This is a genomic window from Serratia sp. JSRIV002 (genome assembly GCF_019968725.1).
In the GTDB taxonomy this organism is placed as follows: Bacteria; Pseudomonadota; Gammaproteobacteria; order Enterobacterales; family Enterobacteriaceae; genus Chania; species Chania fonticola_B.
The window spans coordinates 5,543,342-5,567,278 of the sequence record NZ_CP074143.1 but is presented as its reverse complement, the minus strand read 5'-3'; the positions used below and the strand labels follow the sequence as shown (position 1 = coordinate 5,567,278).

Here is a 23,937-nt window from a genome sequence, read left to right as displayed (position 1 = left end):
ATCAATCGAAATGGGTGTGAGGAGTAATTATTTACGTTTATAAATAATTGGAGCTCTGGTCTCATGCAGAACCAAAGAATCCGTATCCGCCTGAAAGCGTTTGATCATCGTCTGATCGATCAATCAACTGCGGAAATCGTCGAGACTGCCAAGCGCACTGGTGCGCAAGTCCGTGGTCCGATCCCGCTGCCAACTCGCAAAGAGCGCTTTACCGTTCTGATCTCGCCGCACGTCAACAAAGACGCGCGTGATCAGTACGAGATCCGCACTCACAAGCGTCTGGTTGACATCGTTGAGCCAACTGAGAAAACCGTTGATGCTCTGATGCGTCTGGATCTGGCTGCCGGTGTAGACGTGCAGATCAGCCTGGGTTAATCAGGTCATTGACGATTGAGAGGTTGAAACAATGATTGGTTTAGTCGGTAAAAAAGTGGGCATGACTCGTATCTTCACTGAAGATGGCGTTTCTATCCCAGTAACCGTGATTGAAATTGAAGCGAACCGCGTGACTCAGGTTAAAGACCTGGACAACGACGGATACCGTGCCATTCAGGTCACTACCGGTAGCAAAAAAGCTAACCGTGTGACCAAACCGGAAGCGGGTCATTTCGCTAAAGCTGGCGTCGAAGCTGGCCGTGGTCTGTGGGAATTCCGCCTTGAAGAAGGTCAAGAGTTCGCTGCAGGTCAAGAAATCAGCGTAGAAATCTTCGCTGACGTTAAAAAAGTCGATGTTACCGGTACTTCCAAAGGTAAAGGTTTTGCTGGCACTGTAAAGCGCTGGAACTTCCGTACTCAGGATGCAACCCACGGTAACTCCTTGTCTCACCGCGTTCCGGGTTCTATCGGTCAGAACCAGACTCCGGGCAAAGTGTTCAAAGGCAAGAAAATGGCTGGCCACCTGGGTGACGAGCGTGTAACCGTTCAAAGCCTGGACGTAGTACGTGTTGACGCTGAGCGCAACCTGCTGCTGGTTAAGGGTGCTGTACCGGGCGCAACCGGTGGCAACCTGATCGTTAAACCAGCTGTGAAGGCGTAAGGGGATAGCAATGGAATTAGTATTGAAAGACGCGCAAAGCGCGCTGACTGTTTCCGAAACTACCTTCGGTCGTGATTTCAACGAAGCGCTGGTACACCAGGTTGTTGTTGCTTATGCAGCAGGTGCCCGTCAAGGTACCCGTGCTCAGAAGACCCGTGCTGAAGTGACTGGTTCCGGTAAAAAACCGTGGCGCCAGAAAGGTACTGGCCGTGCGCGTTCAGGCACTGTAAAGAGCCCGATCTGGCGTTCTGGTGGTGTAACCTTCGCTGCGAAGCCACAAGACCACAGTCAGAAAGTAAACAAAAAGATGTACCGCGGCGCGCTGAAAAGCATCCTGTCCGAACTGGTACGTCAAGATCGTCTGATCGTTGTCGAGAAGTTCTCTGTAGAAGCGCCTAAAACTAAGCTGCTGGCACAGAAACTGAAAGATATGGCCCTGGAAGATGTGCTGATCGTGACCGGTGAACTGGATGAGAATCTGTTCCTGGCAGCTCGTAACCTGTACAAGGTTGACGTGCGCGATGTAGCAGGTATCGACCCAGTTAGCCTGATCGCCTTCGACAAAGTGGTTATGACTGCTGATGCTGTGAAGCAAGTTGAGGAGATGCTGGCATGATCCGTGAAGAACGTTTGCTGAAAGTGCTGCGTGCACCGCACGTATCTGAAAAAGCATCCGCTGCGATGGAAAAAAGCAACACCATCGTACTCAAAGTTGCCAAAGACGCGACCAAAGCAGAAATCAAAGCTGCAGTGCAGAAACTGTTTGAAGTCGAAGTCGAAGACGTTAACACCCTGGTAGTAAAAGGGAAAGTGAAGCGTCAAGGTCAGCGTGTTGGTCGTCGTAGCGACTGGAAAAAAGCTTACGTCACCCTGAAGGAAGGCCAGAACTTGGACTTCATCGGCGGCGCAGAGTAAGTCGGAGGAGTAAGAACAATGGCAATTGTTAAATGTAAACCTACATCTCCGGGTCGTCGCCACGTTGTTAAAGTGGTTAACCCTGAGCTGCACAAGGGTAAACCTTATGCCCCGCTGCTTGAGAAACTGAGCAAAAGCGGTGGTCGTAACAACAATGGCCGTATCACCACCCGTCATATCGGTGGTGGCCACAAGCAACATTATCGTCTGGTTGACTTCAAACGCAACAAAGATGGTATCCCTGCTGTGGTTGAGCGTCTGGAGTACGATCCGAACCGTTCCGCGAACATCGCGCTGGTTCTGTACAAAGACGGCGAACGCCGTTACATCCTGGCGCCGAAAGGCCTGAAAGCTGGTGACCAGATCCAATCTGGTGTTGATGCTGCAATCAAAGCGGGTAACACCCTGCCTATGCGCAACATCCCAGTAGGTTCAACGGTTCATAACGTAGAAATGAAACCAGGTAAAGGCGGCCAGCTGGCTCGTTCTGCTGGTGCCTACGTTCAGATCGTCGCACGTGATGGTTCCTACGTAACTCTGCGTCTGCGCTCTGGCGAAATGCGTAAAGTTCCAGTTGATTGCCGCGCCACCCTGGGTGAAGTCGGTAACGCTGAACATATGCTTCGCGTTCTGGGTAAAGCAGGTGCTGCACGTTGGCGTGGTATTCGTCCTACCGTTCGCGGTACGGCGATGAACCCAGTCGATCACCCGCACGGTGGTGGTGAAGGTCGTAACTTTGGTAAGCACCCGGTAACTCCGTGGGGCGTTCAGACCAAAGGTAAGAAGACCCGTAGCAACAAGCGTACTGACAAGTTCATCGTACGTCGCCGTAGTAAAAAATAATTAGAGGATAAGCCATGCCACGTTCTCTCAAGAAAGGTCCTTTTATTGACCTGCACTTGCTGAAGAAGGTAGAGAAAGCGGTGGAAAGCGGTGACAAGAAGCCTTTGCGCACTTGGTCCCGTCGTTCAACGATCTTTCCTAACATGATCGGTTTGACCATCGCTGTCCATAATGGTCGTCAGCACGTACCAGTATTTGTTTCCGATGAAATGGTCGGTCACAAACTGGGTGAATTCGCGCCGACTCGTACTTATCGCGGCCATGCGGCTGATAAAAAAGCTAAAAAGCGCTAAGGTAGGAGGAAGAGATGGAAACTATCGCTAAACATCGCCACGCTCGTTCTTCTGCTCAGAAGGTTCGCCTTGTTGCAGACCTGATCCGCGGTAAGAAAGTGTCGCAAGCTCTGGAAACTCTGGCCTACACCAACAAGAAAGCTGCTGGTCTGGTCAAGAAAGTGCTGGAGTCTGCCATTGCTAACGCAGAACACAACGATGGCGCTGACATCGATGATCTGAAAGTCACGAAAATCTTCGTAGACGAAGGCCCAAGCATGAAGCGCATTATGCCTCGTGCAAAAGGTCGTGCAGATCGCATCCTGAAGCGCACCAGCCACATTACTGTGGTTGTGTCCGATCGCTGAGACTCTGGAGACTAGCAATGGGTCAGAAAGTACATCCTAATGGTATTCGCCTGGGTATTGTCAAACCTTGGAACTCTACTTGGTATGCGAATACCAAAGAATTCGCTGACAACCTGGACAGCGACTTTAAAGTTCGCCAATTCTTGACTAAAGAACTGGCGAAAGCTTCCGTTTCTCGCATCGTTATCGAGCGTCCAGCGAAGAGCATCCGTGTGACTATTCACACCGCTCGTCCTGGCATCGTTATCGGCAAGAAAGGTGAAGATGTCGAAAAACTGCGTAAGGTCGTAGCGGATATCGCTGGCGTTCCTGCGCAAATTAACATCGCCGAAGTCCGTAAACCGGAACTGGACGCAAAATTGGTTGCTGACAGCATCACTTCACAGCTGGAACGTCGCGTTATGTTCCGTCGTGCTATGAAGCGTGCTGTACAGAACGCAATGCGTCTTGGCGCTAAAGGTATCAAAGTTGAAGTAAGCGGCCGTCTTGGCGGTGCTGAAATCGCGCGTACCGAATGGTACCGTGAAGGTCGTGTTCCGTTGCATACACTGCGTGCGGATATCGATTACAACACATCTGAAGCGCACACCACTTATGGTGTAATCGGCGTTAAGGTATGGATCTTCAAAGGTGAGATCCTGGGTGGTATGGCTGCAGTTGAACAACCGGAACCGGCTGCTCAACCTAAAAAGCAGCAGCGTAAAGGCCGCAAGTAAGGAGAGTCGCTGATGTTACAACCAAAGCGTACAAAATTCCGTAAGGTGCACAAGGGCCGCAACCGTGGTCTGGCGCAAGGTACGGATGTTAGCTTCGGCACTTTCGGTCTGAAAGCTGTTGGCCGTGGCCGTCTGACTGCTCGTCAAATCGAAGCAGCTCGTCGTGCAATGACTCGTGCAGTGAAGCGTCAAGGTAAGATTTGGATCCGTGTATTCCCGGACAAACCAATCACCGAGAAGCCTCTTGAAGTGCGTATGGGTAAAGGTAAGGGTAACGTGGAGTATTGGGTTGCCCTGATCCAACCTGGCAAAGTCCTGTACGAAATGGACGGCGTTCCAGAAGAAGTCGCCCGTGAAGCGTTCAAGCTGGCAGCAGCTAAACTGCCGATCAAAACCACCTTTGTAACTAAGACGGTGATGTAATGAAAGCACAAGAGCTGCGTGAAAAAAGTGTTGAAGAGCTGAACACTGAGCTGCTCAACCTGCTGCGTGAGCAATTCAACTTACGCATGCAGGCGGCGAGTGGCCAACTGCAACAAACTCACCTGTTGAAACAAGTGCGTCGTAATGTCGCACGCGTTAAGACTTTACTGACTGAAAAGGCGGGTGCGTAAAATGACTGATATTATCCGTACTCTGCAAGGTCGTGTTGTTAGTGACAAAATGGAGAAATCCATGGTTGTTGCTATCGAACGTACGGTGAAGCACCCGATCTACGGGAAATTCATCAAGCGTACGACTAAGCTGCATGTACATGATGAGAACAACGAATGTGGTATCGGTGACGTGGTAGAAATCCGCGAATGCCGTCCACTGTCCAAGACTAAGTCATGGACGTTGGTTCGCATTGTAGATAAAGCGATTCTGTAATAGAGTAGCTGACTCTAACTTAATAAACGGCTCAGAAAGTGAGCCGTTTATTTTTTCTACCCATACTCTGGAAGCGGTGTTATAATGCTGCGCCCTCGGTTATGGGGCTTTTCAACGACCTAGTAATAGGTCCTAAAGTTGTAGTTGACATTAGCGGAGCACTAACATGATCCAAGAACAGACTATGCTGAACGTGGCCGACAACTCCGGTGCACGTCGCGTAATGTGTATCAAGGTTCTAGGTGGCTCGCACCGTCGCTACGCAGGCATCGGCGACGTCATCAAAATTACCATCAAGGAAGCAATTCCGCGCGGTAAGGTGAAGAAAGGCGATGTGCTGAAGGCGGTAGTGGTGCGCACCAAGAAGGGTGTACGTCGCCCGGACGGTTCTGTCATTCGCTTCGATGGTAATGCATGCGTTATTTTAAACAATAACAGCGAGCAACCTATCGGTACGCGTATTTTTGGGCCGGTAACTCGTGAACTGCGTAATGAGAAGTTCATGAAAATTATCTCTCTGGCACCAGAAGTACTCTAAGGAGCGAACCATGGCAGCGAAAATCCGTCGTGATGACGAAGTTATCGTGCTTACCGGGAAAGACAAAGGTAAACGCGGTAAAGTAAAAAATGTCCTGTCTGCTGGTAAGGTCATTGTTGAAGGTATCAACCTGGTTAAGAAACATCAGAAGCCGGTCCCGGCCCTGAACCAACCAGGTGGCATTGTTGAAAAAGAAGCTGCTATTCAGGTTTCCAACATTGCGCTGTTCAACTCGGCTACCGGTAAGGCTGACCGTGTAGGCTTTAGATTCGAAGACGGCAAAAAAGTCCGTTTCTTCAAATCAAATAGCGAAACTATCAAGTAATTTGGAGTATGACGATGGCGAAACTGCATGATTACTACAAAGACGAGGTAGTCAAACAACTGATGTCTCAGTTTGATTACAACTCTGTCATGCAAGTCCCTCGGGTCGAGAAGATCACCCTGAATATGGGTGTTGGTGAAGCGATCGCTGACAAGAAACTGCTGGATAATGCAGCAGCTGACTTGGCAGCAATCTCCGGTCAAAAGCCGTTCATCACCAAAGCACGCAAATCTGTTGCAGGCTTCAAAATCCGCCAGGGCTATCCGATCGGCTGTAAAGTAACTCTGCGTGGCGAACGCATGTGGGAGTTCTTTGAGCGTCTGATTTCCATTGCTGTTCCACGTATCCGTGACTTCCGTGGCTTGTCCGCTAAGTCATTCGATGGCCGTGGTAACTACAGCATGGGTGTGCGTGAGCAAATCATCTTCCCAGAAATCGACTACGACAAAGTCGATCGCGTTCGTGGTTTGGATATTACCATTACCACTTCTGCGAAATCTGATGATGAAGGCCGCGCGCTGTTGGCTGCTTTTAACTTCCCGTTCCGCAAGTAAGGCAGGGTTACTAATGGCTAAGCAATCAATGAAAGCACGCGAAGTCGTTCGCGTGAAACTGGCTGACAAGTACCGCGCTAAACGCGAGGAATTGAAAGCTATCATTTCTGGTGTGAACTCTTCTGACGAAGATCGTTGGGATGCTGTTCTCAAGCTCCAGTCTCTGCCGCGTGATTCCAGCCCGTCTCGTCAGCGTAAACGCTGCCGTCAAACTGGCCGTCCACATGGTTATGTGGGCAAATTCGGGTTGAGCCGTATCAAGCTACGTGAAGCCGCTATGCGCGGTGAAGTACCAGGCTTGAAAAAGGCTAGCTGGTAATTACCAATTGAATCACGGGAGTAAAGACAGATGAGCATGCAAGATCCGATCGCGGATATGCTGACCCGTATCCGTAACGGTCAAGCCGCGAACAAAGTTGCGGTCACCATGCCTTCCTCCAAGCTGAAAGTGGCAATTGCCAACGTGCTGAAGGAAGAAGGTTTTATTGAAGATTTCAAAATTGAAGGCGACACCAAGCCTGTTCTGGAACTGGTACTGAAGTACTTCCAGGGCAAGGCAGTGGTAGAAAGCATTCAGCGTATCAGTCGTCCAGGTCTGCGCATCTATAAGAAAAAAGATGCACTGCCAAAAGTTATGGCCGGTCTGGGTATCGCTGTTATTTCTACCTCTAAAGGTGTTATGACCGATCGTGCAGCTCGCCAAGCTGGTCTTGGTGGCGAGATTATCTGCTACGTAGCTTAATTCGGGAGGAAAGAATGTCTCGTGTTGCAAAAGCACCCGTCGTCATTCCTGCCGGCGTAGAGGTAAAACTCAACGGTCAGGTTATTTCGGTTAAGGGTAAGAACGGCGAGCTGACTCGTACAGTCCATGACGCCGTTGAAGTGAAGCAAGAAGCTAACGCACTGACTTTCGCCCCGCGCGAAGGTTTTGCTAACGCATGGGCCCAAGCGGGTACCACGCGCGCTCTGCTGAACGCAATGGTTGTCGGTGTTACCGAAGGTTTCACCAAGAAGCTTCAACTGGTAGGTGTTGGTTATCGTGCTGCTGTTAAAGGCAACGTGGTGAATTTAGCCCTGGGCTTCTCTCACCCAATCGATCACCAGCTGCCAGCAGGTATTACTGCTGAATGCCCAAGCCAAACTGAAATCGTGCTGAAAGGCGCTGATAAGCAGGTTATTGGCCAGGTTGCTGCAGATCTGCGTGCCTACCGCCGTCCTGAGCCTTATAAAGGCAAGGGTGTCCGTTACGCCGACGAAGTCGTGCGTACCAAAGAGGCTAAGAAGAAGTAAGGTAACACTATGGATAAGAAATCTGCTCGTATCCGTCGTGCGACCCGCGCACGCCGTAAGCTCAAAGAACTGGGTGCAACCCGCCTGGTGGTACATCGTACCCCGCGTCACATTTACGCACAGGTCATTGCTCCTAATGGTTCTGAAGTTCTGGTAGCCGCTTCTACTTTAGAAAAAGCTATCACTGAGCAATTGAAGTACTCCGGTAACAAAGACGCAGCAGCAGCCGTAGGTAAAGCTCTGGCTGAGCGCGCGTTGGAAAAAGGGATTGCGAAAGTCTCCTTTGACCGTTCCGGTTTCCAATATCATGGTCGAGTCCAGGCACTGGCAGATGCTGCCCGTGAAGCTGGCCTTCAGTTCTAAGGAAGAGGTTTAAGATGGCTCACATCGAAAAACAAGCTGGCGAACTGCAGGAAAAGCTGATCGCGGTAAACCGCGTATCTAAAACCGTAAAAGGTGGCCGTATTTTCAGCTTTACCGCACTGACAGTAGTTGGTGATGGTAACGGTCGCGTTGGTTTTGGCTACGGCAAAGCACGCGAAGTTCCAGCAGCGATCCAGAAAGCGATGGAAAAAGCCCGTCGCAACATGATGAATGTCGCGCTGAACGGCGGCACCCTGCAGCACCCTGTTAAAGGTGCTCATACGGGTTCCCGTGTGTTCATGCAGCCAGCTCATGAAGGTACCGGTATCATCGCGGGTGGTGCAATGCGCGCCGTTCTCGAAGTTGCTGGGGTGCACAACGTACTGGCTAAAGCTTATGGTTCCACCAACCCGATCAACGTGGTTCGTGCAACTATCGACGCTTTGGCTAATATGAAGTCTCCTGAAATGGTCGCTGCCAAGCGTGGTAAATCCGTTGCAGACATTCTGGGGTAATTGACCATGGCTAAGACTATCAAAGTTACACAAGTTCGCAGCTCCATTGGCCGTCTGCCGAAGCATAAAGCTACACTGCTCGGTCTGGGTCTGCGTCGTATTGGTCACACCGTAGAGCGCGAGGATACTCCTGCTGTACGCGGTATGATCAACCTGGTTTCCTACATGGTTAAGGTTGAGGAGTAACAGATGCGTTTAAATACTCTGTCTCCGGCTGAAGGTGCCAAGCATGCGCCTAAGCGTGTAGGTCGTGGTATTGGTTCTGGCCTGGGTAAAACCGCCGGTCGTGGTCACAAAGGTCAGAACTCACGTTCTGGCGGTGGCGTACGTCGTGGGTTTGAAGGTGGTCAGATGCCTTTATATCGTCGTTTGCCGAAATTCGGCTTCACCTCTCGCAAAGCTATGATCACGGCAGAAGTTCGTCTGTCTGAACTGGCTCTTGTTGAAGGCGACGTAATCGACCTGAACACGCTGAAAGCCGCTAACGTTGTTGGTACCCAGATCGAGTTCGCGAAAGTTATGCTTTCTGGCGAAATCACTCGTCCGGTTACCCTGCGTGGTCTGCGTGTCACCAAAGGCGCTCGTGTTGCTATCGAGGCTGCTGGCGGTAAAATTGAGGAATAAGTAAGCTGATGGCTAAGCAACCAGGATTAGATTTTCAAAGTGCTAAAGGCGGACTCGGCGAGCTGAAGCGCAGACTTTTGTTTGTTATCGGCGCGCTGATTGTTTTCCGCATTGGCTCTTTCATTCCGATTCCTGGTATCGATGCCACTGTGCTTGCCAAACTGCTCGAACAGCAGAGAGGCACCATCATTGAAATGTTTAACATGTTCTCTGGTGGTGCTCTCAGCCGTGCTTCTATTTTTGCTCTGGGGATCATGCCGTACATTTCGGCCTCGATCATTATCCAGTTACTGACGGTGGTTCACCCAGCGTTGGCGGAAATCAAGAAAGAAGGGGAGGCTGGCCGTCGCAAGATTAGCCAGTACACCCGCTACGGTACGCTGGTGTTGGCCATATTCCAGTCGATCGGTATTGCTACCGGTCTGCCGAATATGCCTGGTATGCAGGGCCTGGTGTTAAACCCAGGCTTTGCGTTCTACTTTACTGCGGTTGTGAGTCTGGTTACCGGGACAATGTTCCTGATGTGGCTGGGCGAGCAGATTACTGAACGTGGTATCGGTAACGGTATCTCAATCATTATCTTCGCGGGTATTGTGGCGGGTCTTCCGCCGGCAGTTGGCCATACTATTGAGCAAGCTCGGCAAGGCGACCTGCACTTCCTCTTGTTGCTGTTGGTTGCAGTATTAGTGTTTGCAGTAACCTTCTTCGTTGTTTTCATTGAACGTGGTCAACGTCGTATCGTCGTTAACTATGCGAAACGTCAACAGGGTCGTCGTGTTTACGCAGCACAGAGCACACACTTACCGTTGAAAGTGAATATGGCAGGGGTAATCCCGGCAATCTTCGCTTCCAGCATTATTCTGTTCCCTGCCACGATTGCATCATGGTTTGGGGGCGGTACCGGTTGGAACTGGCTGACAACGATTTCGCTGTATTTGCAGCCTGGACAACCGCTTTATGTGTTACTCTATGCGTCTGCAATCATCTTCTTCTGTTTCTTCTACACGGCGTTGGTTTTCAACCCGCGTGAAACAGCAGATAACCTGAAGAAGTCCGGTGCCTTCGTACCAGGAATTCGTCCGGGAGAGCAAACGGCGAAATATATCGATAAAGTGATGACGCGTTTAACCCTGGTGGGCGCGATGTACATTACTTTCATCTGCCTGATCCCGGAGTTCATGCGTGATGCAATGAAAGTACCATTCTACTTTGGTGGTACCTCGCTACTGATCGTGGTTGTCGTCATCATGGACTTTATGGCTCAAGTGCAAACTCTGATGATGTCAAGTCAGTACGAGTCTGCATTGAAGAAAGCAAACCTGAAAGGCTATAACCGCTAATCTGGTGCGTTTGAGAAGTTACGGAGAGTAAAAATGAAAGTTCGTGCTTCCGTCAAGAAATTATGTCGTAACTGCAAAATCGTTAAGCGTAACGGTGTCGTTCGTGTGATTTGCAGCGCCGAGCCGAAGCATAAACAGCGTCAAGGCTGATTATCTCGCATATTTTTCTTGCAAAGTTGGGTTGAGCTGGCTAGATTAGCCAGCCAATCTTTTGTATGTAGCTGCAACATTATTTGAGTATCCTGAAAACGGGCTTTTCAGAATGGTGTTGCCGTAAAAATTAGTAGGAGTGCATAGTGGCCCGTATAGCAGGCATTAACATTCCTGATCATAAACATACCGTTATCGCGTTAACGTCGATCTTCGGAATCGGCAAAACTCGTTCACAGTCTATCTGTGCTGAGACGGGTATTGCTGAAAATGTTAAGATCAGTGAGCTGTCTGAAGAGCAAATTGAACAACTGCGTGAAGCAGTTGCCAAATTCACTGTTGAAGGTGATTTGCGTCGTGAAGTTACCCTGAGCATCAAGCGTCTGATGGATCTTGGTACATACCGTGGTTTACGCCATCGTCGTGGTCTGCCAGTTCGCGGTCAGCGTACTAAGACCAACGCACGTACCCGTAAGGGTCCGCGTAAACCGATCAAGAAATAATCGGGGTGATTGAATAATGGCAAAGGCACCTGTTCGTACACGTAAGCGTGTAAGAAAACAAGTCTCTGACGGCGTGGCTCATATCCATGCTTCTTTCAACAACACCATTGTGACTATTACCGATCGTCAGGGTAATGCTTTGGGTTGGGCAACAGCCGGTGGTTCCGGTTTCCGTGGTTCTCGTAAGTCAACTCCGTTTGCAGCTCAGGTTGCAGCCGAGCGTTGTGCTGACGCAGTTAAAGAATACGGTATCAAGAACCTGGAAGTTATGGTTAAAGGACCTGGTCCTGGTCGTGAGTCTACTATCCGCGCTCTGAACGCGGCTGGTTTCCGCATCACTAATATTACCGATGTGACTCCGATTCCTCATAACGGTTGTCGTCCACCGAAAAAGCGTCGCGTGTAACGCCCCTGCTTTTCGGATTGTTGGAGAAAGAAAATGGCAAGATATTTGGGTCCTAAGCTCAAGCTTAGCCGCCGCGAGGGCACAGACCTGTTCCTGAAGTCTGGCGTTCGCGCGATAGATTCAAAGTGCAAAATTGAACAGCCACCTGGTCAACACGGTGCGCGTAAACCGCGTCTGTCTGACTACGGTGTACAGTTACGTGAAAAGCAAAAAGTTCGCCGTATGTACGGTGTTCTGGAGCGTCAGTTCCGTAACTATTACAAAGCAGCAACCCGCCTGAAAGGCAACACCGGTGAAAACCTGTTGACCCTTCTGGAAGGTCGTCTGGACAACGTAGTTTACCGTATGGGCTTCGGCGCCACTCGTGCAGAATCACGTCAGCTGGTTAGCCATAAAGCCGTTATGGTAAATGGTCGCGTTGTTAACATCGCTTCTTATCAGGTATCTCCGAATGACGTAGTCAGCATCCGCGAGAAAGCTAAAAAGCAGTCTCGTGTTAAGGCTTCTCTGGAGCTGGCTGAGCAGCGTGAAAAGCCGACTTGGCTGGAAGTTGATGCTGCGAAGATGGAAGGTGTGTTCAAACGTATTCCTGAACGTACCGATCTGTCCGCCGACATTAACGAACACCTGATCGTCGAGCTTTACTCCAAGTAAGGCTTGAGTTTCAAAGAGAGGACACAATGCAGGGTTCTGTGACAGAGTTTCTAAAACCGCGCCTGGTAGATATCGAGCAAGTCAGTTCGACGCACGCCAAGGTGACCCTTGAGCCGTTAGAGCGTGGCTTTGGCCATACTCTTGGCAACGCACTGCGCCGTATTCTGCTTTCATCTATGCCGGGTTGCGCGGTGACCGAGGTTGAGATTGATGGTGTACTACATGAGTACAGCACCAAAGAAGGCGTACAGGAAGATATCCTGGAGATCTTGCTCAACCTGAAAGGGCTGGCGGTGAGAGTTCAAGGGAAAGATGAAGTTATTCTTACCCTGAATAAATCTGGCATTGGCCCTGTGACCGCTGCCGACATTACCCATGATGGTGATGTCGAAATCGTCAAGCCGCAGCACGTTATCTGCCACCTGACCGATGAGAACGCTGCTATCAGCATGCGTATCAAAGTTCAGCGCGGTCGTGGTTATGTGCCGGCTTCTGCCCGAATTCATTCGGAAGAAGATGAGCGCCCGATTGGTCGTCTGTTGGTTGACGCCTGCTATAGCCCTGTAGAGCGTATTGCCTACAATGTTGAAGCAGCGCGTGTAGAACAGCGTACTGACCTGGACAAGCTGGTCATCGAGATGGAAACCAATGGTACGATCGATCCTGAAGAGGCGATCCGCCGTGCGGCCACCATTCTGGCTGAACAACTGGAAGCTTTCGTTGACCTACGTGATGTACGTCAGCCGGAAGTGAAAGAAGAGAAACCAGAATTCGATCCGATCCTGCTGCGCCCTGTTGACGATCTGGAATTGACTGTCCGCTCTGCTAACTGCCTTAAGGCAGAAGCTATCCACTACATCGGTGATCTGGTACAGCGTACCGAGGTTGAGCTGTTGAAAACGCCTAACCTGGGTAAAAAATCTCTTACTGAGATTAAAGACGTGCTGGCTTCCCGTGGACTTTCTCTGGGCATGCGCCTGGAAAATTGGCCACCGGCTAGCATTGCTGACGAGTAACCGGATCACAGGTTAAGGTTTTACTGAGAAGGATAAGGTCATGCGCCATCGTAAGAGTGGTCGTCAACTGAACCGTAACAGCAGCCATCGCCAGGCTATGTTCCGTAACATGGCCGGCTCTTTGGTTCGTCATGAGATCATCAAGACGACCCTGCCAAAAGCGAAAGAGCTGCGTCGCGTTGTTGAGCCGCTGATTACTCTTGCCAAGACCGACAGCGTTGCTAATCGTCGTCTGGCATTCGCCCGTACTCGTGATAACGAGATCGTGGCAAAACTGTTTAACGAGCTAGGCCCGCGTTTTGCGAGCCGTGCCGGTGGTTACACTCGCATTCTGAAGTGTGGCTTCCGCGCAGGCGACAACGCGCCGATGGCATACATCGAGCTGGTTGATCGTGCTGAGTCTCAAGCAGAAGTAGCAACTGCAGAGTAATCTGTGGAAGCGTAAAAAAACCGGGCTTGCCCGGTTTTTTTACGTCTGTAGCTCGCCAAACGTGCTCTTCCCTCCCGGCAATGCTTAAGATCCCTCCCCATATTCGCTATGCTCAGGCTATCAGTGATAAGTGCAACACGGAGAAGTCATGATGTTCAAGATTGGGCAATTAGCCAAGCTGGCTGGCGTAACGCCAGATACTGTGCGCTATTACGAGAAGCAAGGCATGATGGATCATCATGTTCGTACCGAGGGCGGCTACCGGCTGTATAGCGATCAGGACTTACAGCGTCTGCGTTTTATCCGCTACGCAAAACAGCTGGGCTTTACGCTGGAAACTATTGCCGAGTTGCTGTCTATCCGTGTAGATCCAGAGCATCACACCTGCGAAGAGTCGAAGTCCATCGTTGATGCGCGCCTGCATGAGGTTGAAAGCAAGCTGATCGAGTTAACCAGAATGCGTGAGTCGCTGAAAAGGCTCAGCGATGCCTGCTGTGGTAGCGAACACACCAGCAATTATTGTTCGATCCTGGAGGCTTTGGAGCAGGGAGCCAGCGAAGAGAAAGCTAAAAGTGCGGTTTAACGGCGTATGGGCCTTTAATTTTTATCTGGCCAGCAGTATTATCGGCGCGTTTATTATCACCAACTAACAGGAAGACCATGATGACTCAATATCGTCATACCAAAGGCAAGATCCAGGACAATGCTATTGAGGCGTTGCTACATGACCCTCTTTTCCGCCAACGGGTAGAGAAGAACAGTAAAGGGAAAGGCAGCTACCGGCGTAAAGACAAACATGCAAAAGGCGGTAACTGGGAGGCCAGTGGTAAATTGCCCAACGACAATTTACCACTGGCCTTCTGGTTTTAACCCACAAAAAAGCCATCTCGTAAGATGGCTTTTAGCGTTATAAGCGGTGAATTACAGCTTCGGCTGCTGTTGCTGACTCAGCAGATCGCGGATTTCTGTCAGCAGCTTCTCTTCTGCGGTTGGCGCTGGCGGTGCGGCCGGCTCTTCAACTTCTTTACGGCGCATTTTGTTCATCAATTTGATGGCCATAAAGATCGCAAAGGCGACGATCACGAAATCAAAGATATTCTGCAGGAAGGAGCCATAGTTCATCACTACCGCTGGGACATTGTCTTTGGCTTCACGCAGTACCAGATGGAACTGTTTGAAATCAACGCCACCGATCAGCAGCCCCAAAGGTGGCATGATGATGTCGGCAACCAGGGAAGACACAATTTTACCGAATGCCGCACCAATGATCACACCTACTGCCAGATCGACCACGTTGCCACGCATGGCAAATTCGCGGAACTCTTTTAACATACCCATCAAAACACCCCTCAAAAAATTAGTAACGCAATTTTAACAAAGCAATTCCCCTTTGACACAATCAGTATAGGAAAATTTTTTGTTTTTCCTAATCCTCGACTTGGGATGTGTCAAAAAATCATTCGCATGATTTAAGTATCTATAAGAAGAACGGGCTTGGTTGGAACAGGCGTTCAACGTCTGGCACAAATTTCTTATCGGTAATAAACATGATCACGTGGTCGCCTTGCTGGATCCGGCTGTTGCCGTTGGCAATGATCACATCATCGCCGCGCACGATCGCGCCAATGGTGGTACCTGGCGGCAGCTTAATCTCTTCGACCATACGGCCTACGACCTTGGAGGTGCTTTCATCGCCATGGGCAATCGCTTCAATGGCTTCGGCAACGCCGCGGCGCAGTGAGGAGACGCTGACAATATCGGCTTTACGCACGTGGCCCAGCAGCGCGGAGATGGTGGCCTGCTGCGGTGAAATTGCGATATCAATCACGCTGCCCTGGACCAGATCGACATAGGCACGGCGCTGGATCAATACCATCACCTTTTTGGCCCCCATGCGCTTGGCCAGCATGGCAGACATGATATTGGCTTCGTCATCGTTGGTAATGGCAATAAATACGTCTACCTGCTCGACATGCTCTTCGGCCAGCAGTTCCTGATCGGAGGCATCGCCGTAAAACACGATGGTATCGTGCAGTTGCTCTGCCAGTTCGGCGGCACGTTGCTGGTTTTTCTCAATCAGCTTTACGTTGTACGATTTTTCCAGCCGATGCGCCAGTCCGGCACCTACGTTACCACCGCCGACGATCATGATGCGTTTATAGGGCTTTTCGAGCCGTTGCAGCTCACTCATTACTGCGCGGATATGCTGTGATGCGGCAACGAAGAACACCTCATCGCCTGCTTCGATTATGGTCGAGCCTTGCGGGCGTATCGGGCGGTCATGGCGGAAAATAGCCGCCACGCGAGTATCGATATGTGGCATATGCTCACGCATGGCAGACAGAGCATTCCCCACCAGTGGGCCGCCATAATAGGCCTTCACAGCGGCGATGCTGACCTTGCCGTCGGCAAAGTTCACCACCTGCAAGGCGCCAGGGTATTCGATCAGCTTGTAGATGTAATCGATAACCAACTGCTCGGGTGAGATCAGGTGGTCGATGGGCACCGCCTCCGGATGGAATAGCTTCTCGGACTCACGGATATAATCTGGCGCCCGGATCCGTGCAATACGGTTCGGGGTATTAAACAGCGTATAAGCGATCTGACAGGCGACCATATTGGTTTCGTCAGAGTTGGTGACGGCAACCAGCATATCGGCATCTTCGGCACCAGCTTCGCGTAATACGCGCGGATGGGAACCGTGCCCCTGGACGACGCGCAGGTCAAACTTGTCCTGCAACTGGCGTAGGCGCCCGGTATCGGTATCGACCACGGTGATATCGTTATTTTCACCCACCAGGTTTTCAGCCAGTGTTCCGCCTACTTGTCCTGCGCCAAGAATAATTATTTTCATCGATTTCTCTGCTCGATCTGCGACGGCCGTAGCCGATAGTTGAGAATGCCCGCGGGCGCTCCCTGAACAGTTATATTTTAATCAGCTTAGCGTAAAAGAAACCATCGCCATCCTCAGGATGAGGAAGATTCTGTTTACCTGGTGATTGTACATCGCCGGTTTCAACCAGCTTGGCATCGCCGTGACGTTGCAGGAACGCGGCTATCTGCTCACTATTTTCCTGCGGCAGAATAGAGCAGGTGGCATAGACCATCACGCCGCCGGGTTTCAGGCGTGGCCAGATGGCTTCCAAAATCTCACTCTGTAAGGCGGCCAGTTCGGCGATATCGCTGTCACGACGCAGCCATTTGATATCCGGGTGGCGGCGAATAACGCCGGTGGCGGAACAAGGGGCATCTAACAGGATACGATCGAACTGTTGGTCACCGCACCATTCCTGCGGGGTGCGGCCATCACCTTGGCGAACTTCTGCATGTTGGCGCAGGCGCAGCAGGTTTTCTTTCACCCGGCTTAAACGCTGTTCGTCGATATCCACGGCCAGCACGTGAGCTTTGGGAGCGACTTCCAGAATATGGGTCGTTTTGCCGCCGGGGGCTGCGCAAAGATCGAGGATCTGTTCGCCGTTTTGCGGATCCAGCAGATCAACGCAACCTTGAGCGGAGGCGTCTTGTACCGTTACCCAGCCCTCGGAGAAGCCGGGCAAGTCCGTTACTGGGCACGGGGCCAACAAGCGCACTGCGTCGCGATACTCCGCATGAGGCTCGGCAGCAATGCCGGCCTGCTGCATAAGCTGCAGATAATCTTCACGGGTATGGTGCAGACGATTAACGCGCAGCCACATTGGCGGCTTCTGATTATTGGCATCAACGATCTGTTCCCACTGTGCCGGATAAGCCAGTTTGATGCGTTTAAGCAACCAGCTAGGGTGCAGATAGCGGCTTTCGTTATTGGCTGCACGTGCCAGCAGTTCTTCTTGCTGGCGTTGGAACTGGCGCAGTACACCGTTAATCAATCCTTTCAGCTGTGGGCGCTTCAAGGCGACCGCGCCTTCAACCGTTTCGGCTAACACTGCGTGCGGTGGAATACGGGTATACAGCAACTGATACAGGCCAACCATCAGCAAATAGTGCAGTGGGCGCTGTTTACCGGTCATAGGCTTTGCCATTAACTGCTGGATGCACCATTCGAGCTGCGGCAGCACCCGCAGCGTACCAAAGCAGAGCTCCTGCAATAGCCCACGGTCTTTATCAGAAATATTTTTTTGTAATGCGGGCAAAATGGTGCTGAGCGACTGCCCTTGATCCAGTACCTGGCCGATGGCCTTGGCAGCAATGCTTCGGAGATTGTAATTGTTTTTCATAGGCTAAGGCGGATTACGATCGGCATTAAGAAACGAACAGCCCGGCAACAATGGCCGGGCAATGGGAGTGGCTTATAACCGGTTGCCCGGCGTGAACCATTCGCGGCGAGAATTCAGTAAATCTTGTGCCGACATCGGTTTTTTACCGGCAGGCTGGAGCTGCGTGAGGTTGAGAATACCTTGCGCGGTAGCCACCTGAATGCCGTGCTTGTCGGCGTGCACGATAGTACCCGGTTCTGCGTTGGCGGTTTCCGCCAGCACGGTTGCCTGCCAGACTTTCACCGGTTGATCGTCGATGGTGAAATAGCTGATTGGCCAAGGGTTGAAAGCACGAATACAGCGTTCCAACTGTTCGGCAGAAAGGCTCCAATCCAGGCGTGCCTCTTCCTTGCTCAGCTTTTCTGCGTAGGTCACCAGCGCTTCGTCTTGAACTTCTCGCTGCACCGTACCCGCCGCCAATTGCTGCAAGGTAATCAACAGCCCTTGTGGCCCCAGTTCTGCCAGCTTGTTGTACAGGCTGGCACTGGTATCCGTGGCTTTGATCGAGCAAGCGATCTTGTGCATCATGTCGCCGGTATCGAGACCCACGTCCATTTGCATGATGGTTACGCCAGTTTCGCTATCGCCAGCCCACAAAGCGCGTTGGATCGGTGCCGCACCGCGCCAGCGTGGCAGCAGAGAACCATGAACGTTGATACAGCCCAGGCGAGGCATATCCAGCACGGCTTTCGGCAGGATCAGGCCATAGGCTACCACCACCATCACGTCCGCATTCAGGTCGGCAACCAGATGCTGATTCTCTTGCGGGCGCAGTGACTTAGGCTGGAAAACGGGGATTTGATGCTGTTCGGCCAGCACCTTGACCGGGCTTGGCGTCAGTTTGTTACCGCGGCCTGCGGGGCGATCGGGCTGGGTGAAGACGCCGACCACCTGGTGCCCAGATGACAACAGCGCGTCTAGGTGACGCGCTGCAAAGTCTGGAGTTCCGGCAAAAATAATCCGTAAAGAGTCAGACACGTTGATTTCCTGATCGGTTAGGCGCGAGCTTCAAGCTTGGCCATTTTTTCCAGTTTCTGACGGATACGTTGGCGTTTCAACGGCGACAGGTAATCGACAAACAGTTTGCCAACCAGATGATCCATTTCGTGCTGGATACAGATTGCCAGCAGGTCATCGGCCTCAAGCTCAAAAGGTTGTCCTTCACGATTGAGGGCGCGGATCTTCACTTTCTCTGCGCGTGGCACCAGGGCGCGTTGCTCAGGGATGGAAAGGCAGCCTTCTTCGATACCGGTTTCACCGCTTTTTTCCAGCAGTTCCGGGTTGATCAACACCAGGCGTTGATCGCGGTTTTCAGAAATGTCGATGACGATAATGCGCTGATGAATATCGACCTGTGTCGCAGCCAGGCCAATGCCTTCCTCTGCGTACATGGTTTCAAACATATCATCCACGATGCGCTGGATATCTGCATTGACTTCTTTTACCGGGGCCGCAATTTTGCGTAGCCGCTCGTCTGGGAAATGTAATACCTGCAAGACTGACATATATCTTAAGATCTGTATCCGAGTGATGAACAGTGATTAGCTTCTATTCTAGACATTTCTTGGCCTGATTGACAGCATCCCAGACCAATTGCACGAATTGGTAATCCCCTAATTGCAGCGAGGGAATGCTCCATGCGGCCAGAAGAAATCGCTCTACGTATGCATGCGGTGACAAAGATCGACGTCCCGCAGGCCAGCCAGATTATCGATCGCCTGATTGCCGAAGGCGGCGATCCTTATCGGTTGCTTAAGCCCCTGGGGCTGAATGACCAGCAGCAAAGGCAGTTTCGGCGGGGGCATGGGCAATATCTCAAGGCAACGCTCAACTGGCTGGAGCAGCCGGGCAATCAGATGGTGCGATACGGTGAGCCAGCGTATCCCGAACTCTTGGCGCATATCGATGACGCGCCGTTATTACTGATGGTGCAGGGCGATATAGAGGTTTTGCAACAGCCGCAAATCGCTATGGTGGGTAGCCGTCAGTTCAGCCACTATGGCGAGCAGTGGGGCAGTTACTTTGCCAGCGGGTTGGTGCATTGCGGTTTCGCCATCACCAGCGGCTTGGCGATTGGCATTGACGGGATCTGTCACCGTGCCACTTTGGAGGCTGAAGGGGTCACCATTGCGGTATTGGGTAGCGGTCTGGCAAATATCTACCCACGCCGCCATCGCCGGCTGGCGGAGCAAATCATTGAGCAGGGTGGCGCTGTGATTTCCGAGCATCTGGCTACCGATTTGCCGCTGGCGGCTCATTTCCCGCGTCGTAACCGTATTATTAGTGGATTAAGCGCGGGTGTGGTGGTCATAGAGGCTTCATTGCGTAGCGGGTCGCTGATCACCGCGCGCTATGCGTTAGAACAGGGGCGCGAAGTGTTTGCCCTGCCGGGAGCATTGGGTAACCCGATGAGCGAGGGAACTCATTGGCTGATCCAGCAGGGGGCCAGCCTGGTCACCGGCCCAAAAGATATCGCAGAACAGCTGGGAAGTGGGCTGCAATGGCTGTCCGTGAGCGAAAATACAACTATTTCTGCATCAGAGGCCGAAGTTGAATTGCCATTTGCCGATGTGTTGGCTAACGTAGGAGATGAGGTGACACCTGTTGACGTCGTCGCTGAACGTGCCGGCCAACCTGTGCCAGAGGTAGTAATCAAATTACTCGATCTGGAGTTAGCAGGTTGGATCGCAGCTGTACCCGGCGGCTATGTCCGAATAAGGAGGGCATGCCATGTTCGACGTACTCATGTATTTGTTTGAGACCTATATCCACAATGAGCCAGAGATGCACGTTGATCAGGATACCTTGACCGACGATCTTACCGAAGCAGGATTTGATCGTGATGATATCTTCAACGCGTTGAATTGGCTCGAAAAGCTTGCAGACCTCCAGGAAGGCGAGAATGCCCCTTATTTTATGGATGCCGATCCGCTGGCTATGCGGATCTACACCGAAGAAGAGAGCGTGCGTTTAGATGCCGGTTGCCGTGGTTTTCTCCTGTTCCTAGAACAGATCCAGGTATTGAACCTCGAAACCCGTGAAATGGTTATCGATCGTGTTATGGCTTTGGATAATACGGAATTTGATCTCGAAGATCTGAAATGGGTAGTGCTGATGGTGTTGTTCAATATCCCCGGATATGAGAGCGCCTATCAGCAGATGGAAGAACTGTTATTTGAAGTAAACGAAGGTTACCTGCACTGAGTAGGTAACAGGCATAGAAGACGTTATGACAAAACCAGCGATTTTTGCCGCGAGGCAAAATGAACCCTGTCCGGAATGCGGGGCCGAGTTGGTGATCCGCAGTGGTCGCCACGGCCCCTTCCTCGGCTGTTCTCAATATCCGCAGTGCGAGTATATCCGGCCTTTGAAAGCGCAGGCGGATGGCCATATCGTCAAAGTGCTGGAGGGCCAGCAATGCCCGAAATGCCAGGCAACGCTGGTGTTGCGCCAGGGACGTTATGGCATGTTTATCGGTTGCAGCCATTATCCCGACTGCGATCATACTGAAGTGATCGACAAACCGGATGAAACCAGCATCGCCTGCCCTCAGTGTGGCCAAGGCCAACTGCTGCAGCGCAAATCTCGCTATGGCAAGGTGTTCCATTCCTGCGATCGCTATCCGGAATGTCAGTTTGTACTCAATTTTAAACCCGTCGCCGGTGAGTGTGCTTACTGCCACTATCCATTACTGATGGAAAAGCGCACGGCAAAAGGCCCAACGCTTTGCTGCGCCAGTAAACTGTGCGGAAAACCCGTCGCTATCTCAGAATAATCAAGCTATGAACCCAGAACAAACTTCCGCATTCGCGCCTATTATTGCCGCGCTGGAAAACCAGCAGGTAATCGCTTATCCAACAGAAGCGGTATTCGGTCTGGGGTGTGACCCAGATAGCGAACAGGCCGTCAGACAGCTGTTGGCCTTGAAACAACGTCCGTGGGAAAAAGGCTTGATCCTGATCGCTGCCGATTATGCTCAGCTAGCGCCGTATATTGATGATGGCGCATTGAACGAGCAGCAGCGTGCCACGATCTTTGCCAGTTGGCCTGGCCCGGTAACCTGGGTGATCCCGGCAAAACCGCAAACGCCAGCCCTGCTGACAGGCCGCTTTAGTTCGTTGGCCGTGCGCGTTAGCGATCATCCTTTGGTGCAACAGCTGTGCCGCCAGTTCGGTAAGCCGCTGGTGTCAACCAGTGCCAACTTAAGCGGTGAGGAGCCGTGCCGCACCGTAGCCGAAGTGATACAGCAGTTTGGTGACGCTTTCCCGGTGCTGGCAGGTAACGTGGGTGGCCGGTTAAACCCTTCTGAAATCAGAGATGCTTTGACCGGTGAGCAGATCCGTCAGGGCTAGAGGCTAGATCTATGGAGAAGTTCGCGGTATTCGGTAACCCGATTGCTCACAGTAAATCCCCACGCATCCACGCGCTGTTTGCGCAGCAAACCGGGATCGAACACCCCTACGGCACGGTACTGGCTCCGTTGGACGGATTTGTACCCACCTTGCAGCAGTTTATTGCTGCTGGTGGCCAAGGGGCCAACGTCACCGTCCCTTTTAAAGAATGTGCCTATGAGGCAGCAAGCGAACTTAGCGAAAGGGCGGCAATGGCCGGTGCGGTGAATACGCTAAAGGTATTGCCCGATGGAAAGCTGCTGGGGGATAACACCGACGGTATCGGTTTGCTGTCTGATCTTGAACGCCAACGTTTGATTCTGCCAAGTGACCGCGTGTTGCTGGTTGGAGCCGGTGGTGCTGCGCGCGGCGTGATCCTGCCATTGCTCTCTTTTGGTTGTGAAGTGGTGTTGACCAACCGCACCTTCAGCCGTGCCGAGGAGTTGGCAGCGGCGTTCCGGCATCTGGGGGAGATCGCTGCCTTGCCGCTGGATCGGCTGGATCAACAGCATTTTGATTTAGTGATCAACGCGACTGCTTCAGGATTCAAGGGGGAGATCCCGGCACTGCCTGACAGTATTATCCACAGCACGACCCGGTGCTATGACATGTTCTACCAACAGGGCAGCACCCCATTCCTGGCCTGGGCTCAGCAGTTGGGGGCGCAACATTATGCGGACGGTTTAGGCATGCTGGTGGGGCAGGCTGCCCATGCTTTCTTTTTATGGCATGGCGTGATGCCGGAGATCGAACCGGTATTGCAGCAATTACGTCAGGAAATGGCGGTGTGAGGGGGCCCCGCTCTGGCAAGCAGGGCGGGGCAGTTAGATATCTTCACTGAGATATTCGTCTTTCCAACGTACATAGTTATTGGCCGAATAGCGTAGCCCTTCCAGTTCCGCCGGGGTCAAGGCTCTAACCCGGCGTGCAGGGCTGCCTACATATAAGTAGCCACTTTCCAGATGCTTGCCGGGTGCGACCAGGCTACCTGCACCAATCATCACATCATCTTCTATTACGGCACCGTCGAGCAGAATGGAGCCCATCCCCACCAAAACGCGATTACCGATGGTACAACCATGCAGCATGGCTTTATGCCCAACGGTGACATCCTCGCCGATCAGTAAAGGGTAACCCGCCGGATTATAATCGGATTGATGGGTGACATGCAGAATGCTGCCATCCTGGATATTACTGCGTGCGCCGATCTTTACCGCGTTGACATCACCGCGGATGGCAACCAAGGGCCAAACGCTGACGTCATCAGCCAGATCAACGTTGCCGATCACTACGCTGGAAGGATCGATCATGACGCGTTGGCCAATTTGAGGGGAGTAATGCAGATAAGGACGCACTGAATTGGACATGGGATTGCCTCGTATAAGGATCTTATTACCGGCAATACTAGACTTTGACGGTGGAATTACAACCAGTTAACACGGGGGATCGTCGGTAAAACGACCTTGATCGGGCAAGATCCGTGCGAAAGGGCGGAAAAGTGCGCAGTCGGTAAGAAAAGATCTAAAAAGGGGTTGTGGAAAAAAATGGGATCCCTATAATGCGCC

41 protein-coding genes are annotated in these 23,937 nt (G+C 51.8%); 35 read left to right on the top strand and 6 right to left on the bottom strand.

Features of this window, described 5'->3' with window-relative positions; all coding sequences use genetic code 11:
- Positions 1 to 63: 63 nt before the first annotated feature.
- From rpsJ to KGP26_RS25975, 30 genes are all read left to right on the top strand, one after another.
- Positions 64 to 375 (top strand): 30S ribosomal protein S10, encoded by a 312-nt coding sequence (gene rpsJ / locus KGP26_RS26120; RefSeq protein ID WP_001181005.1) that lies wholly within the window; start codon positions 64 to 66, stop codon positions 373 to 375.
- 31 nt (positions 376 to 406) lie between these two features.
- Positions 407 to 1,036: a 50S ribosomal protein L3 gene (rplC, locus tag KGP26_RS26115; protein ID WP_004956193.1), complete on the top strand. Its 630-nt coding sequence runs from the start codon at positions 407 to 409 to the stop codon at positions 1,034 to 1,036.
- A 10-nt stretch (positions 1,037 to 1,046) separates the two neighbouring features.
- Positions 1,047 to 1,652, top strand: coding sequence for a 50S ribosomal protein L4 (gene rplD / locus KGP26_RS26110; protein WP_021182230.1), 606 nt, complete (start codon positions 1,047 to 1,049; stop codon positions 1,650 to 1,652).
- On the top strand, positions 1,649 to 1,951 hold the full coding sequence (gene rplW, locus KGP26_RS26105) for a 50S ribosomal protein L23 (RefSeq protein WP_021182229.1): 303 nt from the start codon (positions 1,649 to 1,651) through the stop codon (positions 1,949 to 1,951). The genes rplD and rplW overlap by 4 nt, the downstream gene beginning before the upstream one ends.
- Positions 1,952 to 1,969: 18 nt before the next feature.
- Entirely contained in the window at positions 1,970 to 2,794 is an 825-nt protein-coding gene (gene rplB / locus KGP26_RS26100; protein ID WP_021182228.1) for a 50S ribosomal protein L2, read from the top strand.
- Between the two features lie 14 nt (positions 2,795 to 2,808).
- Positions 2,809 to 3,087 carry a 30S ribosomal protein S19 gene (rpsS, locus tag KGP26_RS26095; protein ID WP_004929772.1) on the top strand — a complete coding sequence of 93 codons (279 nt, stop codon included), beginning with the start codon at positions 2,809 to 2,811 and terminating at the stop codon, positions 3,085 to 3,087.
- 14 nt (positions 3,088 to 3,101) lie between these two features.
- Positions 3,102 to 3,434 (top strand): 50S ribosomal protein L22, encoded by a 333-nt coding sequence (rplV, locus tag KGP26_RS26090; protein ID WP_004391423.1) that lies wholly within the window; start codon positions 3,102 to 3,104, stop codon positions 3,432 to 3,434.
- A 17-nt stretch (positions 3,435 to 3,451) separates the two neighbouring features.
- On the top strand, positions 3,452 to 4,150 hold the full coding sequence (rpsC, locus tag KGP26_RS26085) for a 30S ribosomal protein S3 (protein ID WP_004956187.1): 699 nt from the start codon (positions 3,452 to 3,454) through the stop codon (positions 4,148 to 4,150).
- Between the two features lie 12 nt (positions 4,151 to 4,162).
- Entirely contained in the window at positions 4,163 to 4,573 is a 411-nt protein-coding gene (rplP, locus tag KGP26_RS26080; RefSeq protein WP_004929764.1) for a 50S ribosomal protein L16, read from the top strand.
- A complete protein-coding gene (gene rpmC, locus KGP26_RS26075; RefSeq protein ID WP_002218942.1) occupies positions 4,573 to 4,764 on the top strand; it encodes a 50S ribosomal protein L29 in 192 nt (63 codons plus the stop codon). Before rplP ends, rpmC begins: the two co-directional genes overlap by 1 nt.
- Position 4,765: 1 nt before the next feature.
- Positions 4,766 to 5,020, top strand: coding sequence for a 30S ribosomal protein S17 (gene rpsQ / locus KGP26_RS26070; protein ID WP_021182227.1), 255 nt, complete (start codon positions 4,766 to 4,768; stop codon positions 5,018 to 5,020).
- 166 nt (positions 5,021 to 5,186) lie between these two features.
- On the top strand, positions 5,187 to 5,558 hold the full coding sequence (gene rplN / locus KGP26_RS26065; RefSeq protein WP_020837240.1) for a 50S ribosomal protein L14: 372 nt from the start codon (positions 5,187 to 5,189) through the stop codon (positions 5,556 to 5,558).
- A 10-nt stretch (positions 5,559 to 5,568) separates the two neighbouring features.
- Positions 5,569 to 5,883 carry a 50S ribosomal protein L24 gene (gene rplX, locus KGP26_RS26060; protein ID WP_021808126.1) on the top strand — a complete coding sequence of 105 codons (315 nt, stop codon included), beginning with the start codon at positions 5,569 to 5,571 and terminating at the stop codon, positions 5,881 to 5,883.
- Positions 5,884 to 5,897: 14 nt separating this feature from the next.
- Entirely contained in the window at positions 5,898 to 6,437 is a 540-nt protein-coding gene (rplE, locus tag KGP26_RS26055; RefSeq protein WP_021808125.1) for a 50S ribosomal protein L5, read from the top strand.
- Positions 6,438 to 6,450: 13 nt separating this feature from the next.
- A complete protein-coding gene (gene rpsN / locus KGP26_RS26050) occupies positions 6,451 to 6,756 on the top strand; it encodes a 30S ribosomal protein S14 (protein ID WP_021182224.1) in 306 nt (101 codons plus the stop codon).
- A gap of 30 nt (positions 6,757 to 6,786) precedes the next feature.
- Positions 6,787 to 7,179, top strand: coding sequence for a 30S ribosomal protein S8 (gene rpsH / locus KGP26_RS26045; protein WP_021182223.1), 393 nt, complete (start codon positions 6,787 to 6,789; stop codon positions 7,177 to 7,179).
- Positions 7,180 to 7,193: 14 nt separating this feature from the next.
- Positions 7,194 to 7,727: a 50S ribosomal protein L6 gene (gene rplF / locus KGP26_RS26040; protein ID WP_021182222.1), complete on the top strand. Its 534-nt coding sequence runs from the start codon at positions 7,194 to 7,196 to the stop codon at positions 7,725 to 7,727.
- Positions 7,728 to 7,736: 9 nt separating this feature from the next.
- The gene (gene rplR / locus KGP26_RS26035) at positions 7,737 to 8,090 is read left to right on the top strand and encodes a 50S ribosomal protein L18 (RefSeq protein ID WP_021182221.1); all 354 of its coding nucleotides are present in this window, start codon (positions 7,737 to 7,739) and stop codon (positions 8,088 to 8,090) included.
- A 14-nt stretch (positions 8,091 to 8,104) separates the two neighbouring features.
- On the top strand, positions 8,105 to 8,605 hold the full coding sequence (gene rpsE, locus KGP26_RS26030) for a 30S ribosomal protein S5 (RefSeq protein WP_021182220.1): 501 nt from the start codon (positions 8,105 to 8,107) through the stop codon (positions 8,603 to 8,605).
- Between the two features lie 6 nt (positions 8,606 to 8,611).
- Positions 8,612 to 8,791: a 50S ribosomal protein L30 gene (rpmD, locus tag KGP26_RS26025; RefSeq protein WP_004956161.1), complete on the top strand. Its 180-nt coding sequence runs from the start codon at positions 8,612 to 8,614 to the stop codon at positions 8,789 to 8,791.
- A 3-nt stretch (positions 8,792 to 8,794) separates the two neighbouring features.
- Positions 8,795 to 9,229: a 50S ribosomal protein L15 gene (gene rplO, locus KGP26_RS26020; RefSeq protein WP_021182219.1), complete on the top strand. Its 435-nt coding sequence runs from the start codon at positions 8,795 to 8,797 to the stop codon at positions 9,227 to 9,229.
- Between the two features lie 8 nt (positions 9,230 to 9,237).
- Positions 9,238 to 10,569 carry a preprotein translocase subunit SecY gene (gene secY / locus KGP26_RS26015; RefSeq protein WP_021182218.1) on the top strand — a complete coding sequence of 444 codons (1,332 nt, stop codon included), beginning with the start codon at positions 9,238 to 9,240 and terminating at the stop codon, positions 10,567 to 10,569.
- A gap of 33 nt (positions 10,570 to 10,602) precedes the next feature.
- Positions 10,603 to 10,719 (top strand): 50S ribosomal protein L36, encoded by a 117-nt coding sequence (gene rpmJ / locus KGP26_RS26010; RefSeq protein ID WP_002227352.1) that lies wholly within the window; start codon positions 10,603 to 10,605, stop codon positions 10,717 to 10,719.
- 146 nt (positions 10,720 to 10,865) lie between these two features.
- Complete coding sequence (gene rpsM, locus KGP26_RS26005; RefSeq protein ID WP_021182217.1) at positions 10,866 to 11,222, top strand: 30S ribosomal protein S13; 357 nt, start codon at positions 10,866 to 10,868, stop codon at positions 11,220 to 11,222.
- 16 nt (positions 11,223 to 11,238) lie between these two features.
- Positions 11,239 to 11,628 carry a 30S ribosomal protein S11 gene (gene rpsK, locus KGP26_RS26000; protein ID WP_004929731.1) on the top strand — a complete coding sequence of 130 codons (390 nt, stop codon included), beginning with the start codon at positions 11,239 to 11,241 and terminating at the stop codon, positions 11,626 to 11,628.
- A gap of 33 nt (positions 11,629 to 11,661) precedes the next feature.
- Positions 11,662 to 12,282, top strand: coding sequence for a 30S ribosomal protein S4 (gene rpsD, locus KGP26_RS25995; protein WP_021182216.1), 621 nt, complete (start codon positions 11,662 to 11,664; stop codon positions 12,280 to 12,282).
- 26 nt (positions 12,283 to 12,308) lie between these two features.
- Positions 12,309 to 13,298 (top strand): DNA-directed RNA polymerase subunit alpha, encoded by a 990-nt coding sequence (gene rpoA, locus KGP26_RS25990; protein ID WP_002919219.1) that lies wholly within the window; start codon positions 12,309 to 12,311, stop codon positions 13,296 to 13,298.
- Between the two features lie 40 nt (positions 13,299 to 13,338).
- Complete coding sequence (gene rplQ / locus KGP26_RS25985; protein ID WP_004929726.1) at positions 13,339 to 13,728, top strand: 50S ribosomal protein L17; 390 nt, start codon at positions 13,339 to 13,341, stop codon at positions 13,726 to 13,728.
- 151 nt (positions 13,729 to 13,879) lie between these two features.
- On the top strand, positions 13,880 to 14,311 hold the full coding sequence (gene zntR, locus KGP26_RS25980; protein WP_223665693.1) for a Zn(2+)-responsive transcriptional regulator: 432 nt from the start codon (positions 13,880 to 13,882) through the stop codon (positions 14,309 to 14,311).
- A gap of 80 nt (positions 14,312 to 14,391) precedes the next feature.
- On the top strand, positions 14,392 to 14,598 hold the full coding sequence (locus tag KGP26_RS25975; RefSeq protein WP_021808122.1) for an alternative ribosome-rescue factor A: 207 nt from the start codon (positions 14,392 to 14,394) through the stop codon (positions 14,596 to 14,598).
- 51 nt (positions 14,599 to 14,649) lie between these two features.
- Here the strand turns inward: KGP26_RS25975 and mscL are convergent, their stop codons facing one another.
- The 5 genes from mscL to def form a co-directional block, all read right to left on the bottom strand.
- Positions 14,650 to 15,066, bottom strand: coding sequence for a large-conductance mechanosensitive channel protein MscL (gene mscL / locus KGP26_RS25970; RefSeq protein WP_021808121.1), 417 nt, complete (start codon positions 15,064 to 15,066; stop codon positions 14,650 to 14,652).
- Between the two features lie 139 nt (positions 15,067 to 15,205).
- Positions 15,206 to 16,582 carry a Trk system potassium transporter TrkA gene (trkA, locus tag KGP26_RS25965; RefSeq protein ID WP_021182211.1) on the bottom strand — a complete coding sequence of 459 codons (1,377 nt, stop codon included), beginning with the start codon at positions 16,580 to 16,582 and terminating at the stop codon, positions 15,206 to 15,208.
- Between the two features lie 70 nt (positions 16,583 to 16,652).
- On the bottom strand, positions 16,653 to 17,942 hold the full coding sequence (rsmB, locus tag KGP26_RS25960; protein WP_223664757.1) for a 16S rRNA (cytosine(967)-C(5))-methyltransferase RsmB: 1,290 nt from the start codon (positions 17,940 to 17,942) through the stop codon (positions 16,653 to 16,655).
- Positions 17,943 to 18,014: 72 nt separating this feature from the next.
- Positions 18,015 to 18,959: a methionyl-tRNA formyltransferase gene (fmt, locus tag KGP26_RS25955; RefSeq protein ID WP_223664756.1), complete on the bottom strand. Its 945-nt coding sequence runs from the start codon at positions 18,957 to 18,959 to the stop codon at positions 18,015 to 18,017.
- A gap of 17 nt (positions 18,960 to 18,976) precedes the next feature.
- Positions 18,977 to 19,486, bottom strand: coding sequence for a peptide deformylase (def, locus tag KGP26_RS25950; RefSeq protein WP_223664755.1), 510 nt, complete (start codon positions 19,484 to 19,486; stop codon positions 18,977 to 18,979).
- A gap of 132 nt (positions 19,487 to 19,618) precedes the next feature.
- Between def and dprA the strand changes: the two genes are divergently transcribed.
- Genes dprA through aroE form a run of 5 tightly spaced genes read left to right on the top strand, consistent with a single transcriptional unit; the run spans position 19,619 to position 23,163 of the window.
- Positions 19,619 to 20,740, top strand: coding sequence for a DNA-protecting protein DprA (gene dprA / locus KGP26_RS25945; protein ID WP_223664754.1), 1,122 nt, complete (start codon positions 19,619 to 19,621; stop codon positions 20,738 to 20,740).
- Positions 20,712 to 21,185: a DUF494 family protein gene (locus KGP26_RS25940; protein WP_021182206.1), complete on the top strand. Its 474-nt coding sequence runs from the start codon at positions 20,712 to 20,714 to the stop codon at positions 21,183 to 21,185. Before dprA ends, KGP26_RS25940 begins: the two co-directional genes overlap by 29 nt.
- A 25-nt stretch (positions 21,186 to 21,210) precedes the next feature.
- Positions 21,211 to 21,756, top strand: a complete 546-nt coding sequence (locus KGP26_RS25935) for a type I DNA topoisomerase (RefSeq protein ID WP_021182205.1) — start codon at positions 21,211 to 21,213, stop codon at positions 21,754 to 21,756.
- A 7-nt stretch (positions 21,757 to 21,763) separates the two neighbouring features.
- Entirely contained in the window at positions 21,764 to 22,333 is a 570-nt protein-coding gene (tsaC, locus tag KGP26_RS25930; RefSeq protein WP_021808117.1) for an L-threonylcarbamoyladenylate synthase type 1 TsaC, read from the top strand.
- An 11-nt stretch (positions 22,334 to 22,344) separates the two neighbouring features.
- Positions 22,345 to 23,163 (top strand): shikimate dehydrogenase, encoded by an 819-nt coding sequence (gene aroE / locus KGP26_RS25925; RefSeq protein WP_094983208.1) that lies wholly within the window; start codon positions 22,345 to 22,347, stop codon positions 23,161 to 23,163.
- Positions 23,164 to 23,196: 33 nt separating this feature from the next.
- Here the strand turns inward: aroE and KGP26_RS25920 are convergent, their stop codons facing one another.
- Positions 23,197 to 23,739: a gamma carbonic anhydrase family protein gene (locus tag KGP26_RS25920; RefSeq protein ID WP_021808115.1), complete on the bottom strand. Its 543-nt coding sequence runs from the start codon at positions 23,737 to 23,739 to the stop codon at positions 23,197 to 23,199.
- Between the last annotated feature and the right edge of the window lie 198 nt (positions 23,740 to 23,937).